Origin of the sequence: Ferrovibrio sp. (assembly GCF_029255545.1) — a bacterium.
Lineage (GTDB): Bacteria > Pseudomonadota > Alphaproteobacteria > Ferrovibrionales > Ferrovibrionaceae > Ferrovibrio.
Genome location: NZ_JANLJJ010000035.1, coordinates 8,790 through 31,619, shown reverse-complemented (window position 1 = coordinate 31,619; position 22,830 = coordinate 8,790). Strand labels below are relative to the sequence as shown.

Here is a 22,830-nt window from a genome sequence, read left to right as displayed (position 1 = left end):
AGTCGCCTGGGCATGGCCGGATCATACCCCAGCCCGGCCCGGCTAGCACCAGTCCGGAAACGCCTACTTCAGGCCGCGAATCACCTGGATATTATGGTCGCGGATCTTTTTGCGCAGGGTGTTGCGGTTCAGCCCCAGCATATGGGCCGCCTTGATCTGGTTGCCGCGCGTGGCCGCCAGGCTGAGCGAAATCAGGGGGATTTCCAGCTCGCGCAGCATGCGATCATACAGGCCCGGCGGGGGCAGGTCGTCGCCCTGGGTGGCAAAATACTTGGTCAGGTGGCGCTCGATGGCGCCGGTCAGGGTTTCCTCCTCGCCCGGCTCGGCGGTGCGGGAAACCTGCGGCGGTTCGGTCAATTCGTTATCGATCACCTCGATGCCGATTACGTCCTCGGCATAGAGCGCAGCCAGGCGACGGACCAGATTTTCCAGTTCGCGCACATTGCCCGGCCAGCGATAGCGGCGGATGCGCTCCATCGCCTCGGGCGACACCGTTTTGATCGGCAGGCCCTGGGCCGCGGACTGGTTGAGGAAATGCCGCACCAGGTCGGGGATATCCTCGCTGCGCTCGCGCAAGGGCGGCAGACGCAGCGGCACCACGTTCAGGCGGTAGAACAGATCTTCGCGGAACAGCCCCTGGTTCACCGCCTGGCGCAGATCACGGTTGGTGGCGGCCACGATGCGTACGTCGGTGCGGATCGGCGTACGCCCGCCGACCGTGGTATATTCGCCCTGCTGCAATACGCGGAGCAAACGGGTCTGCGCCTCGATCGGCATGTCGCCGATCTCGTCGAGGAACAGCGTGCCGCCCTCGGCCTGCTCAAAACGGCCGGCATAGCGATTGGCGGCGCCGGTAAACGCACCCTTCTCGTGGCCGAACAGCTCGGATTCGATCAGTTCGCGCGGGATCGCGGCCATGTTGATGGCGACGAACGGTCCGTTGCGGCGCTTGCCGTAATCATGCAGGGCGCGGGCAACCAGTTCCTTGCCGGTGCCGGATTCGCCGTAGATCAGCACGGTGAGATCCGTGCCCATCAGGCGCGCCATCACGCGGTAGATTTCCTGCATGGCCGGCGAACGGCCGATCAGCGGCAGTTTTTCCTCGTCGGCAGCGGCCTCAGAGTCTTCCTGAGGGATGGCCTTGGGTTGGCTCATCGCCCGCTCGACGACGCGCAACAGCTCCTTCAGGTCAAACGGCTTGGGCAGGTAATCATAGGCGCCGCGCTCGGCCGCCTTCACGGCGGTCAGCAGGGTCTTTTGCGCGCTCATCACGATGATGGGCAGATCGGGCCGGATACGCTTGATCCGCGGCAGCAGGTCAAGACCATTCTCATCGGGCATCACCACGTCGGTGATGATCAGCTCGCCCTCGCCTTCGGAAGCCCAGCGCCACAGGGTGGCGGCATTTCCAGTCGAGCGCACCTGATAGCCGACCCGGCCCAGCGCCTGATCCAGCACGGTGCGGATCGAGCGGTCGTCGTCGGCGACAAGAATGGTGCCCTTGTGACTCATTCAGACTCTCCGGATGCTTCCACGGCCGGGTTGTGAACCGGCAAACGCGCACTGAAAACGGTTCGGCGCGGGCGGCTGTCGCACTCGATCACGCCGCCATGGTCGCCGATGATCTTGGCAACCAATGCAAGACCGAGGCCAGAGCCGCTGATCTTGGTTGTCACAAAAGGATCGAACAGATGCGGCCGTATCTCTTCCGGCACGCCGGGGCCGTTATCCTGAACGGAAACTTCCAGCGGCAGATGCAGCCTGTCGCGCGATCCCCGCACGGCGAGCCGGACGCCATGGCGATATGCCGTGGTCAGCACAATCTCGCCGCCTGTATCGTCGCCGATCGCCTCTGCTGCATTCTTCACCAGATTGAGGAAGACCTGCACCAATTGGTCGCGGTTGCCGTAAACCGGCGGCAGGGAGGGATCGTAGCGCTCGACGAAACGGATGTGCTTGCCAAAGCCTGCCTGCGCGACTTTGCGCACACGCTCCAGCACCTGATGGATGTTGACCGGACCACGTTCGATCGGTCGCTTGTCGGAAAACACTTCCATGCTGTCGACCAGGGCGCAGATGCGGTCGGTCTCATCGCAGATCAGGCGGGTCAATTCGCGATCCGCCGGACTGGCATTCAGCTCCAGCAGCTGCGCGGCGCCGCGAATGCCGCTTAATGGATTCTTCACTTCATGCGCAAGTATGGCGGCCATGCCGGTGACCGAGCGGGCAGCGCCACGATGAGTCAGCGCGCGGCCGATCTTGGCCGCCATGCTGCGCTCGTCGAAGCGCACGATGACATGATCAGGCGCTTCGGGAACCGGCGATATCTGCACATCCACCAGCCGTTCGCCAAGCCGTGGCGAGCCCAGGTCGACATCATATTCCGCTACGTTGTAGCGTTCGCGAAAGACCTGGGCGAAGAGTTGCAGCACTGGGCTGCCAAAGGGAACCAGGTCGCGCAGATTCTGCCGGCACAGCACGGCCGCTCCGGAGTCGAAAAACTGCTCGGCGGCGGGATTGGCATAGGTGATATCACCCTGCCGCCCCACCACAAGGATCGGGTTGGGAATGGCGCCCAGAACCTGGGCGGCATCGATTGGCGGCGCCATAAGCTGCTGGTCGGCAGACTGCATCAGGCCGCCATCCTGTCGAGTTGTGGTGCATAGAAATCCCGCACCGCCTGGCGCACCTGGGCCGGCTCGTCGATCTGCATGATGCGGGTGCGGAATTCGGCTGACCCCGGCAGGCCCTTGGAATACCAGGCGACATGCTTGCGGGCGATTTTCAGGCCGGTCCGCACGCCATAATGCTCCAGCATCGCGTCATAATGTTCGAGAACGGTGTCGCGCTGTTCATCCAGCGCCGGATCGGCCAGCCGCGTGCCGGATTTCAGGAATTCCATCACCTGCCGCAGGAACCACGGCCGACCATAGGCGCCACGACCGATCATCACGCCGTCGGCACCAGACTGCGTCAGCGCATCCTTTGCCTCTTCCAGCGTGGTGATATCGCCGTTGACGATCACCGGGATCGACACGGCCTTTTTCACCTCGCGCACGAAGGCCCAGTCGGCGCGGCCATTATACATCTGGTTCCGGGTCCGGCCGTGCACGGTGAGCATCCTGATGCCCTCGCCTTCGGCGATGCGGGCCAGCTCCGGCGCATTGCGGTTGGCCTCGTCCCAGCCCGTGCGCATTTTCAGCGTCACCGGGACCTTCACGGCCTTCACCGTCGCCGTCAGCAGGCCTTTGGCATGCTCCAGATCGCGCATCAGCGCGGAGCCGGCATGGCCGTTGACCACCTTTTTCACCGGGCAGCCCATGTTGATGTCGATGATTGCCGCGCCACGATCCTCGTTCAGCCGCGCGGCCTCGGCCATCACGTGCCCTTCACAGCCGGCAAGCTGTACCGACATGGGGAATTCTTCCGGCACGCTTTCGGCCATCTTCAGCGACTGCCGCGAGGCGCGCACCATCGCCTCCGAGGCAATCATCTCGGACACGACGAGGCCTGCTCCGCTGCGCTTGACCAAGCGGCGGAAAGGCAGGTCGGTGACCCCTGACATCGGTGCCAGGATGACGGGGTCTTCAATGGAGACGGGACCGATTTTTATGCTCATTTTTTGCACAAAGCCCTGGATGCCCAGTTGTTGTTCACTCTAGGCGGTTTCGTACTGCGCCGCAACATCATTCCGCGACCGGATCAAATCGCGGCCGGCCGGTCGGGCGACTGGCGAGCCTTTGCCGAGACCGGCCTGTCGGGTAGGGTGCGGCCATGACCACATGCGCCCTGATTGTCGCCGCCGGCCGCGGAAGCCGCGCGGGAGGAGGTAAACCGAAGCAATATCAATTGCTTGGTGGAAAGCCCCTGCTCCGTCACAGCATCGAGGCATGTCTGCGTCACGCGGCAATAGCACGGGTCGTGGTAGTGATCCACCCCGACGATATGGATGAATACCGCGCTGCGACAACAGGGCTGGAAAACCAGCCGAAGCTGGCTCCACCCTGCCTCGGCGGAGCCGCCCGGCAGGACAGCGTGCGTCTGGGGCTTGAAACACTTGCCCATGATCCACCCGACATGGTGCTGATCCATGACGCAGCCCGCCCGTTTCTGCGTCAGGATCGAGTCGATGTCCTGCTCGAAATGCTCAAACAAGCGCCAGGCGCCGTTCTGGCCATTCCGGTTGTCGATACCCTGAAACGGGAGGACAGCGGCATGGCGCATGGCGGCGTGGAGCGTCAGGGGCTGTGGCGCGCCCAGACGCCGCAGGCATTCCATTTCAGCGATATCCTGACCGCTCACCGCCAATGCGCCGGCCTTGCCCTGACCGACGACGCCGCCGTGGCCGAGCATGCCGGTCTTGGCGTGCGGCTGGTGCCCGGCAGCGAGGAGAATTTCAAGGTGACCGAGCCCGAGGATTTTGCCCGTGCCGAACGCCAGTTGCTGCTGCAGCTGGCCGATATCCGCACCGGCCAGGGTTTTGACGTGCATGCCTTCAGTGACGAACCGGGCCGCCGGCTGATGATCGGCGGCATCGAGATCGCCCATGACCGCGGGCTGGCCGGCCATTCCGATGCCGATGTGGCCCTGCATGCCCTGACCGACGCCATCCTCGGCGCGCTGGGCGATGGCGATATCGGCCAGCATTTCCCACCCAGCGATCCGCGCTGGAAGAATGCCGACTCCGCCGCTTTCCTGCGTCATGCCGCCGATATGGTGATCCAGCGTAACGGCATCATCGGCCATTGCGACGTCACCGTGATCTGCGAGGCGCCGAAAATCGGCCCGCATCGCGAAGCGATCCGCGCCCGCATCGCGGAAATCCTCGGCATCGCCATCGATCGCGTGAGCATGAAAGCGACAACAACGGAGAAGCTTGGCTTCACCGGCCGTCGCGAAGGCATCGCCGCGCAGGCCGTCGCCACCATCCGGTTGCCGGCGTGATGCGCAATATCGCCTTTCTGCTCTGCACCTGGTTCGGCCTCGGCAAGCTGCCGAAAACGCCCGGCACCTGGGGTTCGGCCGGTGCCCTGCCCTTCGCATGGCTGATGCAGGTATATGGCGGCCCCTGGCTGCTGGCGGCGGCAGTCATGCTGCTGGCTCTGCTGTCGCTGTGGGCCATCCGGGAATTTCTGTCGCACTGGCCCGGTGAGGATCCCGGCGAAATCGTGATCGACGAGGTGGCGGGCCAATGGCTGACGCTGGTTTTTGTGCCGGCCGATCCGCTGCTCTATCTGATCGGCTTCATCGCCTTCCGCTTTTTCGACATCACAAAAATCTGGCCGGCCTCATGGGCCGACCGCAACCTGCACGGCGCGCCCGGCGTTTTGATCGACGACTTGTTCGCCGGCCTCTATGGCATGGCGGTGATGCTGACGCTCGTGCATTTCTGGTGGTGACAACGATGGACGACACCCTGCTGCGCCTTGCCGAAGCCCTGCTGGCCGATTGCCGCAGGCACGGTGCCATGCTGGCCACGGCGGAATCCTGCACCGGCGGCCTGATCGCCGCGACGCTGACCGAAATCGCCGGCTCGTCCGCCGTATTCGAGCGCGGCTTCGTCACTTATTCCAACGCGGCGAAATCGGCCGCGCTGGGCGTGCCGGCCGAGATCATTGCCGGCCATGGCGCGGTGTCGGAAGCCGTGGCGCGCGCCATGGCGGAAGGTGCCCTGCGCAAAAGCGAGGCCGACATCGCCATTGCCTGCACCGGCATAGCCGGCCCCGGCGGCGGCAGTGTCGAGAAACCGGTTGGCCTGGTGCATATCGCCGTCGCCGGCACGGGGCAGGAAACCATGCACCAGCGCATGACCTACGGTGATATCGGCCGCGCGGCCGTGCGCGCCGCCACCGTGGAGGATGCCCTCACCCTGGCCGGCGAGATGCTGAAGCAGATGGTGGCTGCCGCCGATTAAAGATCGGCCAGCCGCCTGACTTCGCCGGATGCTGCGATGGTGCCGTCGCGCACGAAACGCTCATGGTTCTGGTCGATATCGTCCAGCCGGTAGAGGTAGTTCACCATCATGCCGGCCGACTGCTTCATGCCGTTTTTCGAGCGGTCGCCCAGCCAGTTCAGCCGATGCACCGTTGCGCCATTGCTCAAATGGAAACGCGCCACCGGGTCGCGCGGTTTGCCGGCCTTGTTCTGCGCGCTCAGCAGATAGCGGGCGCAGAGCCGCAGCAGCACGGGCCGCAGCGCATCGGCCAGCGCCGGATTGTCGGCCCAGGATCGGTCCTGCAGCAACCCGGGCAGCATGCCCTTGGAGAAACGCTGCCCCAGAATCTCGCGCAGGCTGTCGCGCGCTTTTGCCTCCACCATATCCGGCGTGCCGGCAGCAATGGTTTCTTCCAGCCAGGCGCGGAAACCCGGAATCGGCGACAGGGTGGAGAACTGCTTCAGATGCGGCAATTCGCGACTGAGGTCGTCGACGACGCGCTTGATCAGGAAATTGCCGAAGGAAATGCCGCGCAGGCCGGTCTGGGTGTTGGAAATCGAATAGAAAATCGCCGTATCCGCCTCGCGCGGATCGAGCACCGGCTGCGACTGGTCAAGCAATGCCTGCACATTGCCGGCAATGCCCTTGACCAGCGCCACCTCGACGAAGATCAGCGGCTCCAGCGGCATGCGTGGATGGAAGAAGGCATAGCAGCGCCGGTCGGCATCCAGCCGGTTGCGCAGATCATCCCAGCTTTCGATGGCATGCACCGCCTCATAGGCGATCAGCTTTTCCAGTAAAGCCGCCGGGCTGTTCCACGAGATGCGCTGCAGCTCAAGAAAACCGACATCGAACCAGGCGACGAACAGGTCTTCCAGGTCGGCCTCGACGATGGCGAGTTCCGGCGCTTCCTTATGGAAGCGCAAAGCATCGGCGCGCAGGTCGACCAGGAATTTCACGCCCTGCGGCAGGGCCGTGAACTGGGTCAGCAGCCGCTGCCGCGGCGGCGTCAGCGCCAGGCGCAGCCGACGCTCGGCCTTGTGCCGCGCCACGGGGTCGGCCGCTTTCTGCACATCTTCGATGGTCTTGTTCAGCACGGCGGGGTCGCCGCCAAAACCGCCGGCCAGCACCTGCAGGAAGCTGCGCTTGCCGGCGTCGTTCAGGCTGAGATAAAGCCGGCCGAGGGCAGCAGCACGGGCGCGGGCCGAAACCTCGCCGCCACGCGCTTCCAGACAATCGTTGAACAGGCTGCGCAGCCGCTCGATATCCTTGGCTTCCAGAATGCCGTCCCGGCCAAGCTGGGCTGTTTCGTCGCCGCCGGCAATGCCACGCCAGGCCCCGACCAGACCGCGCAGGCCGCGTTCCAGCAATGAACCGGACATCGAAAGATTGGGCAAGGCAGGCAGGGCAACCATCGGGCTCTCCGTTGTGGACCCGGATGGAACGTCCGGGACGTTTCAGAGTGCCGTTATCGTAGCACCTGGCGCCAGGGATAATCCATTCTCGCCGTAAAGCTGGCGCGCCCGGGTCTCGAAGGCGCCGACCATGCGTTTGACAGCTTCGTTAAACAGCAGCTCGATGGTCTTCTGCAGCAGTTTCGAGCGGAATTCGAAATCGACATAGAAGTCGATCTCGCAGCCCTGGCCGTGCGGCAGGAATATCCAGTGATTCTTGAGATACTTGAATGGGCCGTCGGTATATTCGACGTCGATCCGCATGGCTTCCGGATTCAGCGTCACGCGGGACGTGAAACGCTCGCGGAACATCTTGAAGCCGATGATCAGGTCGGCCACCATCAGCCGTTCGCTGCGTTCGCGGATGCGTGCGCCGATGCACCAGGGCAGGAATTTCGGATAATGCTCCACGCCGGCCACCAGCGCATAAAGCTGGTCCGGCGTGTAAGGCAGGATGCGTTTTTCGGCGTGGGTCGGCACGGCCCGGTCAGGCCCCGGCCCGCGCCGCCAGCTTCGCCGCGCGGTTCGCCTTCAGCCGGGCGAAATCCGCGCCGGCATGGTGCGACGACCGGGTCAGCGGCGACGCCGACACCATCAGGAAACCCTTGGCGCCAGCCAGCGTCTTGTAGGTCTCGAACTCGTCGGGCGTGACGAAGCTCTTGACCTCGGCATGCTTGCGGGTCGGCTGCAGGTATTGCCCGATGGTGAGGAAATCCACGTCGGCGGCGCGCAGGTCGTCCATCACCTGCATGATCTCGATCTTCTCCTCGCCCAGACCGACCATCAGGCCGGATTTGGTGAACATCGAAGGATCGAGCTCCTTCACCTTGGCCAGCAATTGCAGCGAACCGAAATAGCGCGCGCCGGGCCGGATGGTGGGATAAAGCCGCGGCACGGTCTCCAGATTGTGGTTGAACACGTCTGGCCTGGCCGCCACGACGGCCTCGATGGCGCCGGGCTTGCGGATGAAATCGGGCGTCAGGATCTCGATGGTGGTGCCGGGCGAGGCCTTACGGATTTCCTCGATGGTGCGCACGAACTGCGCAGCGCCGCCATCGGGCAGGTCGTCGCGGTCGACCGAGGTGATCACCACATGATGCAGGCCAAGCTGGCCCACCGCCTCGGCCACATGCTGCGGCTCGTCGGCATCCACCGCCAGCGGCTTGCCGGTGGCGACGTTGCAGAAGGAGCAGGCGCGGGTGCAGATCGCGCCGAGGATCATGAAGGTGGCGTGTTTCTGCTTCCAGCACTCGCCCAGGTTCGGGCAGGCGGCTTCCTCGCAGACAGTGTGCAGCTTCAGGTCGCGCATCAGCCGGCGCGTCTCGGCCGCCTCTTCCGAAGTCGGCGCCTTGACGCGAATCCAGTCCGGCTTGCGCAGCACGGGCGTATCCGGCTTATGCGCCTTCTCGGGATGGCGGACGGGAACGGGATGGATATTGACGGTCACGATTGCAAAACCTTCTGCCAACCTCTGGGATTGAGGTAGCGCGGGCCCAGTATACAGAAAAGGCCCCGCCCCCGCACCTGGCGGCAAAATACTAGTAATTCAGCGCCTTGCCGTAAGCGTCCAGCACCGATTCATGCATCATCTCGCTTAAGGTCGGATGCGGGAAGATGGCATGCATCAGCTCGGCCTCGGTGGTCTCCAGGGTTTTGGCGATGCCGAAGCCCTGGATCATCTCGGTCACTTCGGCGCCGATCATATGGGCACCCAGCAATTCGCCGGTCTTGGCGTCGAACACCGTCTTGACCAGGCCTTCCGGCTCGCCCAGCGCAATCGCCTTGCCGTTGGCGAGGAAGGGATAACGGCCGACGCGCACCTCATGCCCCTTGGCCTTGGCCGCCGCCTCGGTCAAGCCGACGCTGGCGATCTGCGGCGTGCAATAGGTGCAGCCCGGGATGTTGCTGACATTCAGCGGATGTACGTCCTTCACGCCGGCGATCTTCTCGACGCAGATCACGCCTTCATGGCCGGCCTTGTGCGCCAGCCAGGGTGGACCGGTCAGGTCGCCGATGGCATAGATGCCGGGCTCCGCCGTGCGGCTGTATTCATCAATGACCACATGGGTCTTCTCGACCTTCACCTTGGTGGTCTCCAGGCCAATATTCTCGACATTGCCGACAATGCCGACAGCGAGGATCACGCGCTCGACGGTGACCTGGCTTTCCTTGCCGGCCTTGTCCTTCAGCGTCGCCGTCACGCTGTCTGCACCCTTCTTGAGGGCCGTGACCGTCGTGCCGGTGAAAATCTTCATGCCCTGCTTCTCGAAGGCTTTCTTGGCGAGGCCGGAGATTTCCTCGTCCTCCACCGGCAGCACGCGGTCCATCACCTCGACCACGGTCACTTCGGCGCCGAGCGTGCGGTAGAAGCTGGCGAATTCGATGCCGATGGCGCCCGAGCCGATCACGAGAAGGCTTTTTGGCAGCGATTGCGGCACCATGGCTTCCTTGTAGGTCCAGACCAGCTTGCCGTCCGGCTCCAGGCCGGGCAGCGCGCGGGCGCGGGCGCCGGTGGCCAGAATGATGTGTTTGGCGGTCAGGTCGGCCACCGGCTTGCCGTCCTTGGTCACCTTCACCTTGCCCAAACCATCAGAAGACCGACCATTGAGCGTACCATGGCCGTCGAACACCGTGACCTTGTGTTTCTTCATCAGGAACTTGACGCCGTTCGAGAGCTGCGCCGCCACCTTGCGCGACCGCTCCACCACCTTGGCGGCGTTGATCGTCACCTTGCCCTCGACCGTGAAGCCAAAAGCCTCGGCATGCTTGATGTTGGAATAGATCTCGGCCGAGCGCAGCAAAGCCTTGGTCGGGATGCAGCCCCAGTTCAGGCAGATGCCGCCCAGATGCTCACGCTCGATGATCGCCGTCTTCATGCCGAGCTGGCTGGCGCGGATCGCCGTGGTGTAGCCGCCCGGGCCGCTGCCGACCACGATCAGGTCAAAACTGGTGTCAGACATGGTGGCTCTCCTCAAACCGAGCGCGTGATGCCGCCATCGACGCGCAGATTCTGGCCGGTGATGTAGCTGGCCTGTTCCGACAGCAGGAAAGCCACCGCATCGGCGATCTCGCGCACATGGCCATACCGCTTCATCGGGATGCGCGCGACGCGCTGTTCCTTGGCTGGCAGGCTGTCGATGAAGCCGGGCAGCACGTTGTTCATGCGGATGCCCTGCGCGGCATACTGGTCGGCATAGACTTTCGAGAAACTGGCCACGGCGGCGCGCACCGGCCCGGAGATCGGGAAATCGGCTTCCGGCTCGAAGGTGGCATAGGTGAGCAGGTTCACGAACGCGCCACCCGTCTTCTGCTTCAGCATGACAGGCGTCACCAGCCGCACCATGCGGATCACCGCCAGATGCACCAGTTCGAAGCCGGTGAGCCAGGCGGCATCGTCCAGCTCCAGCAGATTACCTTTGGGCGGATGGCCGGTGTTGTTCACCACCGCATCGATGCGGCCGTATGTGTCGAGCGTGAGGTCGACCAGCGCCTTGACGTCAGCGGCCTTGGCATTCGAGCCGGCGAGGCCAACGCCGCCGAGCGATTCCGCCAAGGTCCTGGCCGCGCCCGAGGGCGACATGGCCGCCACGCGATAACCATCGGCAGCCAGCTTCTTCAGCACCGCCGCGCCCATGCCCTTGCCGGCGCCGGTAACGATGGCAACCTTCTCAACCATCGTCACGGCCTCACAGCAGCATGGTCAGCGGGTCGTCGATGAAGCCCTTGAAGGCCTGCAGGAACTCGGCGCCGACCGCGCCATCGACGGCACGGTGATCGACCGAGAGCGTGCAGGTCATGATGGTGGCCGGCACGACCTGGCCTCCTCGAACCACCGGACGCTGTTCGCCGGCGCCGATGGCGAGGATGCAGCCCTGCGGCGGATTGATCACCGCCTCGAACTGCTTGATGCCGAACATGCCGAGATTGGAAATCGAGAAGGTGCCGCCCTGGTATTCGTCCGGCTTCAGCTTGCCATCGCGGGCGCGCGCCGCCAGATCCTTCATCTCGGCCGCGATCTGCGTCAGGCCCTTGCCCTCGGCCTGCTTGATGATCGGCGTGATCAGGCCATTCGGGGTGGCCACCGCCACCGAGATATCGGCATGCTCGTAATACAGCATGCCGCTGTCGTCATAGCTGGCATTGGCAGTCGGCACCTTCTTCAGCGCCAGCGCCACGGCGCGGATGATGAAGTCATTGACGCTGATCTTGGCTTCCGACTTGTCGTTCAGCCGCTTGCGCAGGGAGAGCAGCTCGTCGATCTCGGTGTCGATGGTGAGGTAGAAATGCGGCACCGTCTGCTTGGATTCGGTCAGGCGACGCGCGATGGTCTTGCGCATGCCCGACAGCGGCTCGACGCGATACGGCATCTTGAGCAGGTCGGCGAGCTGGCGCGCGCCCGGGCCGGCGGCAACCGGCGCGGCCGCGGCCTTCGCAGCCGGAGCCGCCGCACCTTTTGGCGCCTTCTCGACATCGGCCTTCACGATGCGGCCATGCGGGCCACTGCCCGTCACGGCTTTCAGGTCGATATTGTTCTGCGCGGCGATACGGCGGGCCAGCGGCGAGGCGAAAACGCGATCCCCGGTTTTCACCGGCGCCGTGGCCGGCTTCGGTGCGGCAGCGGCAGGAGCCGGCGCAGCCGTGGCAGCGGCCGGCGCCAGCGGCACGACCGGCGCGGCGGCAGCCGGCTTGGGCACAGGCTGGGCCACCGGAGCAGCCTTCACATCGCCGGCGGATTCGCCCTCTTCCAGCAGCACGGCAATCGGCGTGTTGACGGCGATACCCTCGGTGCCCTCGGGCACCAGGATTTTGCCGATCCGGCCTTCATCCACGGCCTCGAATTCCATGGTGGCCTTGTCGGTCTCGATCTCGGCCATGATGTCGCCGGCCTTGACCGTGTCGCCCTCCTTCACCAGCCATTTGCCGAGTTTGCCCTCGGTCATGGTCGGCGACAGGGCCGGCATCAGGATGTCTATCGGCATGACGCGACCTCCCCTCAGCGGTAGCAGACGGCTTTCGCCGCCGCCACGATTTCGGGAATGGTGACCAGGGCCAGCTTTTCCAGGTTGGCGGCATAGGGCATCGGCACATCCTTGCCGGTCACGCGCGTCACCGGCGCATCGAGATAGTCGAAGGCCTCTTCCATGAGCATGGCGGCGATCTCGGCGCCGATGCCCGATTGCGGGAAGCCCTCTTCCACGGTGACAATGCGGTTGGTCTTTTTCACCGACTCGACGATGGTGGCGCGATCCATCGGGCGGATGGTGCGCAGGTCGATCACCTCGGCCTGGATACCCTCTTCCGCCAGTTTCTCGGCGGCCGCCAGCGCATGGCCGACTGCAATCGAATAGCCGACCAGGGTGACATCCTTGCCGGCGCGGGCGATGCGCGCCTTGCCGATGGGCACGACATAGTCATCCAGCTTCGGCACCTCGAAGCTGCGGCCATAGAGGATTTCGTTTTCCAGGAACACGACCGGGTTCGGGTCGCGGATCGCGGCCTTGATCAGGCCCTTGAAGTCGGCCGCCGAATACGGCGCCACGACTTTCAGGCCCGGGATATGCGAATACCAGGCGGCGTAATCCTGGCTGTGCTGCGCCGCGACGCGGGCAGCGGCGCCGTTGGGGCCGCGGAACACGATGGGACAGCCCATCTGGCCACCAGACATGTAGAGCGTCTTGGCCGCCGAGTTGACGATCTGGTCGATCGCCTGCATCGAGAAATTGAAGGTCATGAACTCGACGATGGGACGCAGGCCGCCGAAAGCGGCGCCGATGCCGATGCCGGCAAAACCCTGCTCGGTGATCGGCGTATCGATCACGCGGTCGGGGCCGAATTCGTCCAGCATGCCCTGGCTGACCTTGTAGGCGCCCTGATACTGCGCGACTTCCTCGCCCATCAGATACACCTTCGGGTCGCGGCGCATCTCTTCCGACATGCCCTCGCGGATCGCCTCGCGCACCGTCATGGTGACGAACTGCGTGCCGGCCGGGATATCGGGATCGGCCAGGTCTTTGGTCACAGTCGGCGTCGCCACCGCGACCGCAGCCGGAGCCGCCGGCGCCTTCACTTCTGTCTTCGGTGCAGCTGGCGCGGCGCTCGCGGCCTCACCCTCGCCGCGCAGCATGGCGATCGGCGTGTTGACCGCGACGCCCTCGGTACCTTCGGGCACCAGGATCTTTTCGATCACGCCCTCGTCCACCGCCTCGAATTCCATCGTGGCCTTGTCGGTTTCGATCTCGGCCATGATGTCGCCGGCCTTCACCGTATCGCCTGCGCGGACGAACCACTTGGCCAGCTTGCCCTCGGTCATGGTCGGCGACAGGGCCGGCATCAGAATCTCAATCGTCATCGCTTAAATCCTCCCGGCCCGCTTATGCTTCGACATACACGTCGGTCCACAATTCCGACGGATCGGGCTCAGGACTCTCCTGCGCGAAATCGGCAGCTTTCTGCACGATATCCTTCACTTCCTTGTCGATGGCCTTCAGCGCCTCTTCATCGGCCAGGCTGTTGCCCAGCAGCATGCTGCGGACCTGGTCGATCGGGTCATGCTCGGCCCGCATCTTGTTGACCTCTTCCTTGCTGCGGTATTTCGCCGGGTCTGACATGGAATGGCCGCGATAGCGGTAGGTCATCATCTCCAGGATGATCGGTCCTTTTCCGGCACGGCAATGCGCCACGGCGTCCTCGCCGGCTTCCTTCACCGCCAGCACGTTCATGCCATCCACCTGCCGCCCGGGCACGCCAAAGCTTTCGCCGCGCTTGTATAACGCGGGCTGCGCCGAGGACCGCGCGATCGCGGTGCCCATGGCATACTGGTTGTTCTCGATCACGTAGATGACCGGCAGTTTCCACAACTCGGCCATATTGAAGCTTTCGTAGACCTGGCCCTGATTGGCAGAGCCGTCGCCGAAATAGCAGAAGGTGACGTTGTCGGTCTTGTTGTACTTCTGGGCAAAGGCCAGGCCGGTACCCAGCGGCACCTGGGCGCCGACGATGCCGTGGCCGCCGTAGAAATGCTTCTCGCGGCTGAACATGTGCATCGAGCCGCCCTTGCCTTTGGAATAGCCGCCGATGCGGCCCGTCAGCTCGGCCATCACGCCGCCGGCATCCATGCCGGTGGCCAGCATATGGCCATGGTCGCGATAGGAGGTGATGACGGCATCGCCCAGCTTGGCACAGGCCTGCAGGCCCACGACCACGGCTTCCTGGCCGATATAGAGGTGGCAGAAGCCGCCGATCAGGCCCATGCCGTAAAGCTGGCCGGCCTTCTCCTCGAACCGGCGGATCAGCAGCATGTCGCGGTAATAACGGAGCATCTCCTGGGCGGGCGGCAGTTTCGCCTTCTTGCCCGCGGCGGCTTCAGCCGCCTTGCCCGGTTTCGCCATGGTTTTCCTCCCGACTTCCCTTACGGCATTGATTGATCAATACCACTGACGGGGTCGGAAGATGGCGGCTAACTTTAGTTAAAACAAGGATTTTTCTAAAATTAACTTGATTTCAGTTAATTCGGGTAATTCCATTTCCTGCAACCCCGGACTCAACGTCCAAGAATTACCAGATCACCCGGCTGGACAAGCCCCAGGACACGCCGCCCCTGTTCATCCAGCATATCGGCATCCAGCTGATCAGCCTGCAGCAGGCCAACCCGGCGCTCGAGAATGCGGCGTTCGGCCGTCACTTCGGCCAGCGCCGCCTTGGTTTCCTGGATCTGCAGCACGAGGCGGGTATAGGCATTGATGCCATGCTCACCCTCCATGGCATGGTAGGCAAAATAGCCAATCGCCGCGAAGCAGATCACCGGAATGACGGCGGCAAGGGAATGACGGCGGATTTCGTGCAGGGCGCTCATTGTGATTCGAATCGAATCACATCCGAGTCGCGGGGTCAACGCGTTTCCGAGTCGCGACAGAGATTCTTCTCAGAGAGTCAACGAATTAGGCGAAATTGCCGGTTCAGGGCGATAGCTGCCCTTCCCTTGCCGGCATGGGACCATTATCTTCACGCCCATGCGCAAATCCCGTGTCATCCGTTTAGCCCTGCTCGGAACCGTCGGACTGGTCGGCCTCGCCGGCTGCGACGACACAGATCCCCTCGCCGGCCATGACGTGCTGCGCGACCAGAAGGAATGCGCCTCCCGCCCGGACCCGGATGGCTGCCGCATCGCCCTGGCTGACGCCCGCGCCCAGCATGTGCAGACGGCCCCCCGCTTCGCCAACCGCGAGGAATGCGAAACCCAGTTCGGGCTCGGCAACTGCGGCACCCCGCAGCAGATCCTCAGCGGTAACGACGCCTTCTCGGCCGCCCAGCCGGCCGGTGATGCGGCCCAGACCACGCAGCAGACCACGCCGACCGCGCCGCTGTCGGGCGAACAGGCCCAGCAGCAGGCTTCATCGGGCGGCGGCATGTTCATGCCGCTGCTGATGGGCTACATGATCGGCCGCAGCCTGGGTGGCCCCAGCCCCTGGAACACCCCCGGCGCCGCCCGGCCGCTGTATCGCGATCCGGGCAACACGGCCTATTCAGGCAGCAAGCCGCTCGGCCAGCTCAGCGCCAATCGCTTCCCTGATGCCCCCAAGGCAGCCCCGGGCTATGTCAGCCGCAGCGGTTTCGGGCGCACCGGCACCAGCTATTCCGCCGCCAGCTAGCGGGCATTCCCAGCATGGAGCGTCTTGCCGTCGAGCCCCGTCCCGACTGGCGCGAACGCGCCGAAAAGATCGGCTTCGCCTTTCACACCATCGATGGCGAGCCTTACTGGTGCGAGGATGCGGCCTACAGCTTCACGCCCGGACAGATCGACGAACTGGATGATGCCGCCCAGCGGCTGGAGGATATGTGCCTCGAACTGGTCGACGGCATCATCAGGCGCGGCGATTATGGCGCCTTCCGCCTGACCGACACCGCCATCGCCCTGATCGAGCAATCCTGGCAGCGCCAGGACAAGAACCTCTATGGCCGCTTCGATCTGGCCTGGAACGGCGCGGGCGCGCCGAAACTGCTCGAATACAATGCTGATACGCCGACGGCGCTGTATGAAGCCAGCGTGGTGCAGTGGGAGTGGCTCGACAGCTTCTGCAATCACTGCGACCAGTTCAACGGCATCCACGAAACCCTGATCGAGGCCTGGAAGCATTTTGGTCTCTGGGGCCATCGGGTGCATTTCACCTGCGTGCGCAATCACGAGGAGGATTTCGGCACCGTCGAATATCTGCGTGATACCGCCATCCAGGCCGGACTGGACACCGAGCGTCTGTATATCGACGAGATCGGCTGGAACGGCAAACGCTTCGTCGATCTGGCGGCCAAGCCGATCACCGTGCTGTTCAAGCTCTATCCCTGGGAATGGCTGCTGCAGGAGGATTTCGCCGCCAATATCCAGCCCTCCGGCATCCGCATGATCGAGCCGGCCTGGAAGATGCTGCTGTCCACCAAGGCGATCCTGCCGCTGCTGTGGCAGGCTTTCCCGGACCACGAGAACCTGCTGCCCGCCAGCTTTGACCGCGCCGATATCAGGGGCGCCTGCATCGCCAAGCCCTTCTGGGGCCGCGAAGGCGCCGGCATCAGCCGCCTGTCGGAAACCGGCGTCGTACTGGACAGCGTGCCGGTACAGGGCGATCCCGCCCCGGATTTCCAGATCTATCAGCAGGCCATCGAGATGCCCTGCTTCGACGGCTTCTATCCCGTCCTCGGCGTCTGGGTGATCGCCTCCCGCGCCTGCGGGCTTGGCATCCGCGAGGATCGCAGTCCGATCACCCGCAACACCAGCCGCTTCGTGCCGCACCTGTTCGAATAAGCATACGCAACAATCCATAAGGATTTTGGGGACATCGATGATCAGCACGACGCCGCCGAATTTCAGCCGCTATCTCGTGACGCTGCCCGACTTTGCGCTGTATTTCGTGTGCGCGCTGATCATGCTGATGCTGTTCCTGGCGATCTATACCCGCCTGACGCCGCAGCGCGAATGGCGCCTGATCAAGGATGGCAATGCCGCGGCCGCGATCTCGCTGGGCGGCGCCATGCTTGGCTTCGCCATGCCGCTGGGCAGCGCGATCATGAACTCGCAGAGCCTGATCGACATGCTGGTCTGGGGCGCCGTGGCGCTGCTGATTCAGTCCGTCACGTTCATCGCGGCGCGGATGCTGTTCCCGCGCCTGCCCGAGCGGATCAGCCGCGGCGAAACCGCCGCCGCCATCGTCACGGCAGCATTGTCGCTGACGGTGGGCCTGCTGAACGCTGCCAGCATGACCTACTGATTCAGCGGCATTTCACCAGGCGGCGGTCGGCCTCGATGGTTTCGTCGAAGGCGACGAGACGGCTGGGCGTGAGATCGAGAATGATCAGCGCCAGTTCGCGGTCGGGCTCGGCCTCGTCGACCAGGATGATGCGGTCGGCCCCGGTCTTGTAATTGCCATACCGCGCTTCGGCCTCGTCCAGCGTTGATTTGAAGCGGCCATCCGCCCCGAACTCGATGCTTTCGCTGGCGCAGCGCTCCTGGCTCACCGCCCATTTGCCCTGCACCGGCAACGAAGCCTGCGCGATGGCGGCGCCGGCAACCAGCGCCGCCGCCATCGCGATTGCCGCCGCGCGCCGCATCAGCGCTTCAGCGCCGCCAGGCCCGGATACTTCGCCGCCATATCGAGCTGTTCCTCGATGCGGATCAGCTGGTTGTATTTCGCCATGCGGTCGGAACGGGCCAGCGAGCCGGTCTTGATCTGGCCGCAATTGGTGGCCACCGCCAGGTCGGCGATGGTGTTGTCTTCGGTCTCGCCCGAGCGGTGCGACATCACGGCGCGATAACCGTTCTTGTGCGCCAGCTCCACCGCTTCCAGCGTCTCGGTCAGGGTGCCGATCTGGTTCACCTTCACCAGGATGGCGTTGCCGACGCCCTTGGCGATGCCGTCGGCCAGGCGCTTGGGGTTGGTGACGAACAGATCGTCGCCCACCAGCTGGCACTTGGCGCCGATGGCATCGGTCAGCAGCTTCCAGCCGGCCCAGTCGTCTTCCGCCATGCCGTCCTCGATGGAGACGATCGGATAGTCGCCGACCAGCTTCTGCCAGTATTGCACCATGCCGGCCGGATCGAGCTTCAGGTTCTCGCCGTCCAGGTGATACTTGCCGTCCTTGAAGAATTCGGTGCTGGCGGCATCCAGCGCGATCATCACGTCCGCGCCGGCCTTGTAGCCCGCCGCCTCGATGGCCTGCATGATGAAGTCCAGCGCGCCGCGGGTGCTCGGCAGGTTCGGGGCGAAGCCGCCCTCGTCGCCCACATTGGTGTTGTGGCCGGCATCCTTGAGCTTTTTCTTCAGGGTATGGAACACTTCCGCGCCCATGCGCACCGCATCGGCGATGCTGCCGGCAGCCACCGGCATGATCATGAATTCCTGCACGTCGATCGGATTGTCGGCATGGGCGCCGCCATTGATGATGTTCATCATCGGCACCGGCAGCACATGCGCCGCCGCGCCGCCGACATAGCGATACAGCGGCAGGTCGGCTTCCTGGGCCGCGGCCTTGGCGACGGCCAGGCTCACGCCAAGAATGGAATTCGCGCCGAGGCGGGATTTGTTCGGCGTGCCATCCAGCGCGATCATGGTGCGGTCGATCTTCAGCTGCTCGCTGGCCTCGAAACCGGCGATGGCATCGAAGATCTCGGTGTTGACGGCCTCGACGGCCTTCAGCACGCCCTTGCCCAGGTAGCGGCCCTTGTCGCCGTCGCGCAGTTCCACGGCTTCATGGGCGCCGGTCGAGGCGCCCGACGGCACGGCGGCGCGGCCGAAGGCGCCGCTTTCCAGGATCACGTCGACCTCGACGGTCGGGTTGCCGCGGGAATCGAGAATTTCGCGTGCCACAATGTCGGTGATGCCGCTCATGCCGGAGGTCCTCTTGAGGCTGGAAGGCAGGAAAAAGGTGGCCGAAGGGATAGCCCGGCGGCGCGGTTCGGGCAAGGCCCGAACCGTGGCCGGACGAGGGCAAAACTCCGGGAAAATCCGTCCCTTTCGCCCCTCCCCCTTGAAACAGCCGGTCCAGGCCCGGTCATGGCACCAGAAGGGGCCGCCTCAGTTTTCCCGCGAGTTCTGCCGCGAGCTCTCTCTGGGCCGATGGCGCAGGATCAGCGGCGTCTGCGCCATCATGAAGGCAACACTGAGGCCGATCAGGCCAAAGACCTTGAAGGCGACCCAGACATCCGTGCTCTGGGTGCGCCAGACCAGTTCGTTCAGGCCGGCCAGCACGGCGAAGAACAGGCCGAGCCGCAGGGAAAGCGTGCGCCAACCGGTCTTCGTCATCTGCAATGACGTGCCGAGCACGTATTGCAGCGGATACCGGTGGAAGGCATGGCCACCGAGCAAAACGGCGGCGAAAATGGCATTGATGATGGTGGGTTTCATCTTGATGAAGGTCTCATCCTGCAGCCACAGGGTCAGGCCGCCGAAGATGCCCACCACCACGGCGGTGACCAGCGGCATCACCGGCACGCGGCGCAGGAAAAACAGCGACAGCAGCAAACCCACAGCGGTCGCCGCCAGCAGCACGGCCGTTGCCGGCAGCAGCCCTGCCGCGCTGTAGGCGATGAAGAACAGCGCCAGCGGCCCGTATTCGGTGGCGGGCTTGAGCCAGCGCGGCGCGGTGCGGTGCATGAAGCGTCTTTACCGCAATGCGGCCGCGATGTTGCCGCCGTCCACCGTCGCCACGGCCGCCGTGGTCTTGGCCGCCACGGCAAGCTGCACGAAAGCCTGGGCGACGTCGGCGGCCTTCACTTCGCGTTTCAGCAGGTTGCCCGCCATGTAGTCCTTTTCCGACACGCCGCGCGCCTTGGAGCGCTTGGCCACCATCTCGTCGGTGAGAAGCCCCGAGCGGATGCGGTCGGCATTCACCGCCGAGGAACGGATGCCCTGGTCGCCGTAATCCAGCGCATACTGGCGCGACAGGAACAGCGTGGCCGCCTTGGGCAGGCCATAGGGGCCGAAATCGGGGCCCGGATTCACCGCCTGCTTGGAGGCATTGAACAGCAGGCAGCCGCCGGTCTTCTGCGCCAGCATGATCTTCACGGCCGCCTGCGCCACGTATTGATGGCTGAAGAAGTTCAGTTCGAACGACTTGCGCAGCAACGCGTCAGGTACCTCGCCGATCCGGCCGCCCCAGGCATTGCCGGCGTTTGAGATTACGATGTCGACGCCACCAAAATGCTGCACGACCCGGGCGAAGGCCGCCTGCACGGTTTCGGGTTTGGTCACGTCGCAGGCAATGCCGATGCCGCCCAGCTTCTTGGCCACTTCAGCGGCCTTGGCGCCATCGAGATCAAACACCGCCACTTCCGCGCCCTCGGCAGCGAAAGCTTTGGCCGTCGCCGCCCCGATGGCACCCGCGCCGCCGGTAATCACGACAACCTGGCGCGACAGCGGCTTCTCGCCACCCTTGCCCAGCTTGGCCTGTTCCAGCGACCAGTATTCGACGTCGAAGATGTCGCGTTCCCGGATGCTGGTGAACTTTCCAATCGCCTCGGCCCTGGTGATGATGCTCACCGCCATCTCGGCCACGTCGCCGGCGATCACCGCATCCTTGCGCGTCTTGCCCACGCCGACCAGACCAAGGCCCGGGATCAGCAGGGCGCGCGGCATCGGATCGAGCATGATCTTCTTCGGCTGCGCCTTGGCATTGTGGCGTTCGAAATACGCCTTGTACTTTTTGATATAGCCATCCACCGCCTTCTGCGCCGCCGCCTTGAAGGCATCGAGTTTGCCGACTTCCGGTGCCGGCAGCACCAGTGGCCAGGGCTTGGTGCGGATCACATGGTCGGGCGTAACCGTGCCGGCCTGGCTGTAGCGCATCACATCCTTGCCGCGCGCAAAGGCCTGGATCTCGGCGCTGTCGCGCAGGTTGAAGACCCAGCGCGTATAGGCGCCGTCATCACCAGCCGGAATGCTGAGCAGGCCACGCAGGATCGGCAGCACGTCTTCCGCCGTCGCCAGTTTCTTCGGCAGCACCTTGCCCGGTACGAACACCGTCTTTTTGCCCTTGGCCAGATGGCGCTCGGCCTTGGAAACGAATTCGATCATCAGATCATAGGCCTCCTTCGCCGTCTCGGCGAAGGTGAAGATGCCGTGCTTGAGCAGGATCAGGCCCTGGGCCTGCGGATTGGCCTTGAAGGCGGCCGCCGCTTTCTTGGCGAGGCCGAAGCCCGGCATTTCGTAATCGACCAGCGCGACGCGCTTTCCGTAGAGCTTGCGGCAGATTTCCGCACCATCCGGCTGGTCGGTGATGGCCAGCACGGCCGAGGCATGGGTGTGGTCGATGAACTTGTGCGGCAGGAAGGCGTGGAACAGCGTCTCGACCGAGGGGTTCGGCGAGGTGCTGTCCAGCAGGTTGCAGCGCTGGATGTTGACCATGTCCTCGTCGGTCAGGTTTTTCAGCGCGATCAGCTCCTGCAGCGGCTTCAGCTTCACGGCGGGGAGCCCCGGCGGTTCGATCACCGCCATGTCCCAGCCCGAGCCCTTCACGCACAGAACTTCGACTGGCTTGCCCAGCGGGTCGGGCATCGTGGTCTTCACCGAGGTATTGCCGCCGCCATGCTGCACCAGGTCCGGCACGCCACCGAGCAGACGCGTGGTATAGGTGCGCAAAGCCAGGTCCTCGTTCACGCCTTGGCGGGCGTAATGGGCAATGGCGGCCTTGGCGTCGCGATCGGACCAGAGATTCTTCATGGGGCAGTTCCTGCTGTAATCAGGCGAATTCGGGATAGAGCCTGGTGAGGCCCGACTCACTCGCGGCGCAGACGCCGCGTTCGGTGACCAGGCCGGTGACAAGGCGCGCGGGCGTGACGTCGAAGCCGAAATTGGCGGCCTTGGTGCCTTCGGGCGTGATGGTGACGGGCACCACCTCGCCCGTTGCCGTACGGCCACTCATCACCGTCACCTCTTCCTGCGCGCGTTCCTCGATGGGGATTTCCTTCACGCCGTCGCGGATCGTCCAGTCGATGGTGGAATGCGGCAGCGCGACGTAGAAGGGCACGCCGTTGTCCTTTGCCGCCAGCGCCTTGAGATACGTGCCGATCTTGTTGCACACATCGCCCTCGCGGGTGGTGCGGTCGGTGCCGACAATGCACATGTCGACGCTGCCATGCTGCATCAGGTGGCCGCCGGCATTGTCGACGATCACGGTATGCGGCACGCCGTGGCTGTTCAGCTCCCAGGCCGTAAGCGAGGCGCCCTGGTTGCGCGGCCGGGTCTCGTCGACCCAGACATGCACCGGAATGCCCTTGTCATGCGCCTTGTAGATCGGCGCGATCGCCGTACCCCAGTCCACGGTAGCCAGCCAGCCGGCGTTGCAATGGGTCAGGATGTTGATGGTCCGCTTGCGGCCGGCTTTTTCGTACAGGTCTTCGATGATCTTCAGGCCGTGGTCGCCGATGGCCGAGCAGGTGGCGACGTCGTCGTCGCAGAT

Annotated in this window: 23 protein-coding genes; 6 read left to right on the top strand and 17 right to left on the bottom strand. The window is 64.2% G+C overall.

Translation table 11 applies throughout. The features are described from left to right. Positions 1–63: 63 nt before the first annotated feature. Genes ntrC through dusB form a run of 3 tightly spaced genes read right to left on the bottom strand, consistent with a single transcriptional unit; the run spans position 64 to position 3,619 of the window. Positions 64–1,512 carry a nitrogen regulation protein NR(I) gene (gene ntrC / locus Q1J79_RS06505; protein WP_300298173.1) on the bottom strand — a complete coding sequence of 483 codons (1,449 nt, stop codon included), beginning with the start codon at positions 1,510–1,512 and terminating at the stop codon, positions 64–66. Next, a complete protein-coding gene (locus Q1J79_RS06500; protein WP_300298169.1) occupies positions 1,509–2,633 on the bottom strand; it encodes an ATP-binding protein in 1,125 nt (374 codons plus the stop codon). The genes ntrC and Q1J79_RS06500 overlap by 4 nt, the downstream gene beginning before the upstream one ends. After that, positions 2,633–3,619: a tRNA dihydrouridine synthase DusB gene (dusB, locus tag Q1J79_RS06495; RefSeq protein ID WP_300298166.1), complete on the bottom strand. Its 987-nt coding sequence runs from the start codon at positions 3,617–3,619 to the stop codon at positions 2,633–2,635. Before dusB ends, Q1J79_RS06500 begins: the two co-directional genes overlap by 1 nt. 155 nt (positions 3,620–3,774) lie before the next feature. Between dusB and Q1J79_RS06490 the strand changes: the two genes are divergently transcribed. From Q1J79_RS06490 to Q1J79_RS06480, 3 genes are read left to right on the top strand one after another with little or no spacing between them, the layout of a single operon-like run. Further along, the gene (locus Q1J79_RS06490) at positions 3,775–4,944 is read left to right on the top strand and encodes a bifunctional 2-C-methyl-D-erythritol 4-phosphate cytidylyltransferase/2-C-methyl-D-erythritol 2,4-cyclodiphosphate synthase (RefSeq protein ID WP_300298163.1); all 1,170 of its coding nucleotides are present in this window, start codon (positions 3,775–3,777) and stop codon (positions 4,942–4,944) included. Further along, on the top strand, positions 4,944–5,399 hold the full coding sequence (locus tag Q1J79_RS06485; protein ID WP_300298269.1) for a phosphatidylglycerophosphatase A: 456 nt from the start codon (positions 4,944–4,946) through the stop codon (positions 5,397–5,399). Before Q1J79_RS06490 ends, Q1J79_RS06485 begins: the two co-directional genes overlap by 1 nt. Positions 5,400–5,404: 5 nt before the next feature. Next, the gene (locus Q1J79_RS06480; protein WP_300298161.1) at positions 5,405–5,914 is read left to right on the top strand and encodes a CinA family protein; all 510 of its coding nucleotides are present in this window, start codon (positions 5,405–5,407) and stop codon (positions 5,912–5,914) included. On the opposite strand, the gene Q1J79_RS06475 is transcribed toward Q1J79_RS06480, so the two are convergent. From Q1J79_RS06475 to Q1J79_RS06435, 9 genes are all read right to left on the bottom strand, one after another. Next, positions 5,911–7,350 carry a malonyl-CoA decarboxylase gene (locus Q1J79_RS06475; RefSeq protein WP_300298158.1) on the bottom strand — a complete coding sequence of 480 codons (1,440 nt, stop codon included), beginning with the start codon at positions 7,348–7,350 and terminating at the stop codon, positions 5,911–5,913. The genes Q1J79_RS06480 and Q1J79_RS06475 overlap by 4 nt on opposite strands. A 42-nt stretch (positions 7,351–7,392) precedes the next feature. Further along, entirely contained in the window at positions 7,393–7,869 is a 477-nt protein-coding gene (locus Q1J79_RS06470; RefSeq protein ID WP_300298155.1) for a type II toxin-antitoxin system RatA family toxin, read from the bottom strand. Positions 7,870–7,876: 7 nt separating this feature from the next. Next, positions 7,877–8,836, bottom strand: a complete 960-nt coding sequence (gene lipA, locus Q1J79_RS06465) for a lipoyl synthase (protein WP_300298152.1) — start codon at positions 8,834–8,836, stop codon at positions 7,877–7,879. A 91-nt stretch (positions 8,837–8,927) separates the two neighbouring features. Then, a complete protein-coding gene (gene lpdA, locus Q1J79_RS06460; RefSeq protein WP_300298149.1) occupies positions 8,928–10,349 on the bottom strand; it encodes a dihydrolipoyl dehydrogenase in 1,422 nt (473 codons plus the stop codon). A gap of 11 nt (positions 10,350–10,360) precedes the next feature. Continuing rightward, a complete protein-coding gene (locus Q1J79_RS06455; protein WP_300298147.1) occupies positions 10,361–11,065 on the bottom strand; it encodes an SDR family oxidoreductase in 705 nt (234 codons plus the stop codon). A 10-nt stretch (positions 11,066–11,075) separates the two neighbouring features. Then, entirely contained in the window at positions 11,076–12,368 is a 1,293-nt protein-coding gene (locus tag Q1J79_RS06450; RefSeq protein WP_300298144.1) for a pyruvate dehydrogenase complex dihydrolipoamide acetyltransferase, read from the bottom strand. 14 nt (positions 12,369–12,382) lie between these two features. Further along, the gene (locus Q1J79_RS06445; RefSeq protein ID WP_300298141.1) at positions 12,383–13,738 is read right to left on the bottom strand and encodes a pyruvate dehydrogenase complex E1 component subunit beta; all 1,356 of its coding nucleotides are present in this window, start codon (positions 13,736–13,738) and stop codon (positions 12,383–12,385) included. Between the two features lie 22 nt (positions 13,739–13,760). Further along, positions 13,761–14,708 (bottom strand): pyruvate dehydrogenase (acetyl-transferring) E1 component subunit alpha, encoded by a 948-nt coding sequence (gene pdhA, locus Q1J79_RS06440; protein WP_300298266.1) that lies wholly within the window; start codon positions 14,706–14,708, stop codon positions 13,761–13,763. A gap of 221 nt (positions 14,709–14,929) precedes the next feature. Further along, entirely contained in the window at positions 14,930–15,241 is a 312-nt protein-coding gene (locus Q1J79_RS06435) for a septum formation initiator family protein (RefSeq protein WP_300298138.1), read from the bottom strand. A 157-nt stretch (positions 15,242–15,398) separates the two neighbouring features. Between Q1J79_RS06435 and Q1J79_RS06430 the strand changes: the two genes are divergently transcribed. Genes Q1J79_RS06430 through Q1J79_RS06420 form a run of 3 tightly spaced genes read left to right on the top strand, consistent with a single transcriptional unit; the run spans position 15,399 to position 17,645 of the window. Beyond that, positions 15,399–16,037, top strand: a complete 639-nt coding sequence (locus Q1J79_RS06430; RefSeq protein WP_300298134.1) for a DUF1190 domain-containing protein — start codon at positions 15,399–15,401, stop codon at positions 16,035–16,037. Between the two features lie 14 nt (positions 16,038–16,051). After that, on the top strand, positions 16,052–17,182 hold the full coding sequence (locus Q1J79_RS06425) for a glutathionylspermidine synthase family protein (protein WP_300298131.1): 1,131 nt from the start codon (positions 16,052–16,054) through the stop codon (positions 17,180–17,182). Positions 17,183–17,219: 37 nt separating this feature from the next. After that, positions 17,220–17,645, top strand: coding sequence for a DUF350 domain-containing protein (locus Q1J79_RS06420; protein WP_300298128.1), 426 nt, complete (start codon positions 17,220–17,222; stop codon positions 17,643–17,645). 1 nt (position 17,646) lies between these two features. On the opposite strand, the gene Q1J79_RS06415 is transcribed toward Q1J79_RS06420, so the two are convergent. From Q1J79_RS06415 to mtnA, 5 genes are all read right to left on the bottom strand, one after another. Further along, positions 17,647–17,985 carry a hypothetical protein gene (locus Q1J79_RS06415; protein ID WP_300298126.1) on the bottom strand — a complete coding sequence of 113 codons (339 nt, stop codon included), beginning with the start codon at positions 17,983–17,985 and terminating at the stop codon, positions 17,647–17,649. Beyond that, positions 17,985–19,262, bottom strand: a complete 1,278-nt coding sequence (eno, locus tag Q1J79_RS06410) for a phosphopyruvate hydratase (RefSeq protein ID WP_300298123.1) — start codon at positions 19,260–19,262, stop codon at positions 17,985–17,987. Before eno ends, Q1J79_RS06415 begins: the two co-directional genes overlap by 1 nt. 186 nt (positions 19,263–19,448) lie before the next feature. Continuing rightward, a complete protein-coding gene (locus Q1J79_RS06405) occupies positions 19,449–20,027 on the bottom strand; it encodes a septation protein A (RefSeq protein ID WP_300298120.1) in 579 nt (192 codons plus the stop codon). A gap of 9 nt (positions 20,028–20,036) precedes the next feature. Next, a complete protein-coding gene (locus tag Q1J79_RS06400; protein ID WP_300298117.1) occupies positions 20,037–22,091 on the bottom strand; it encodes a bifunctional aldolase/short-chain dehydrogenase in 2,055 nt (684 codons plus the stop codon). 19 nt (positions 22,092–22,110) lie between these two features. Continuing rightward, on the bottom strand, positions 22,111–22,830 hold a 720-nt coding region (mtnA, locus tag Q1J79_RS06395; protein ID WP_300298115.1), incomplete at its 5' end, for an S-methyl-5-thioribose-1-phosphate isomerase.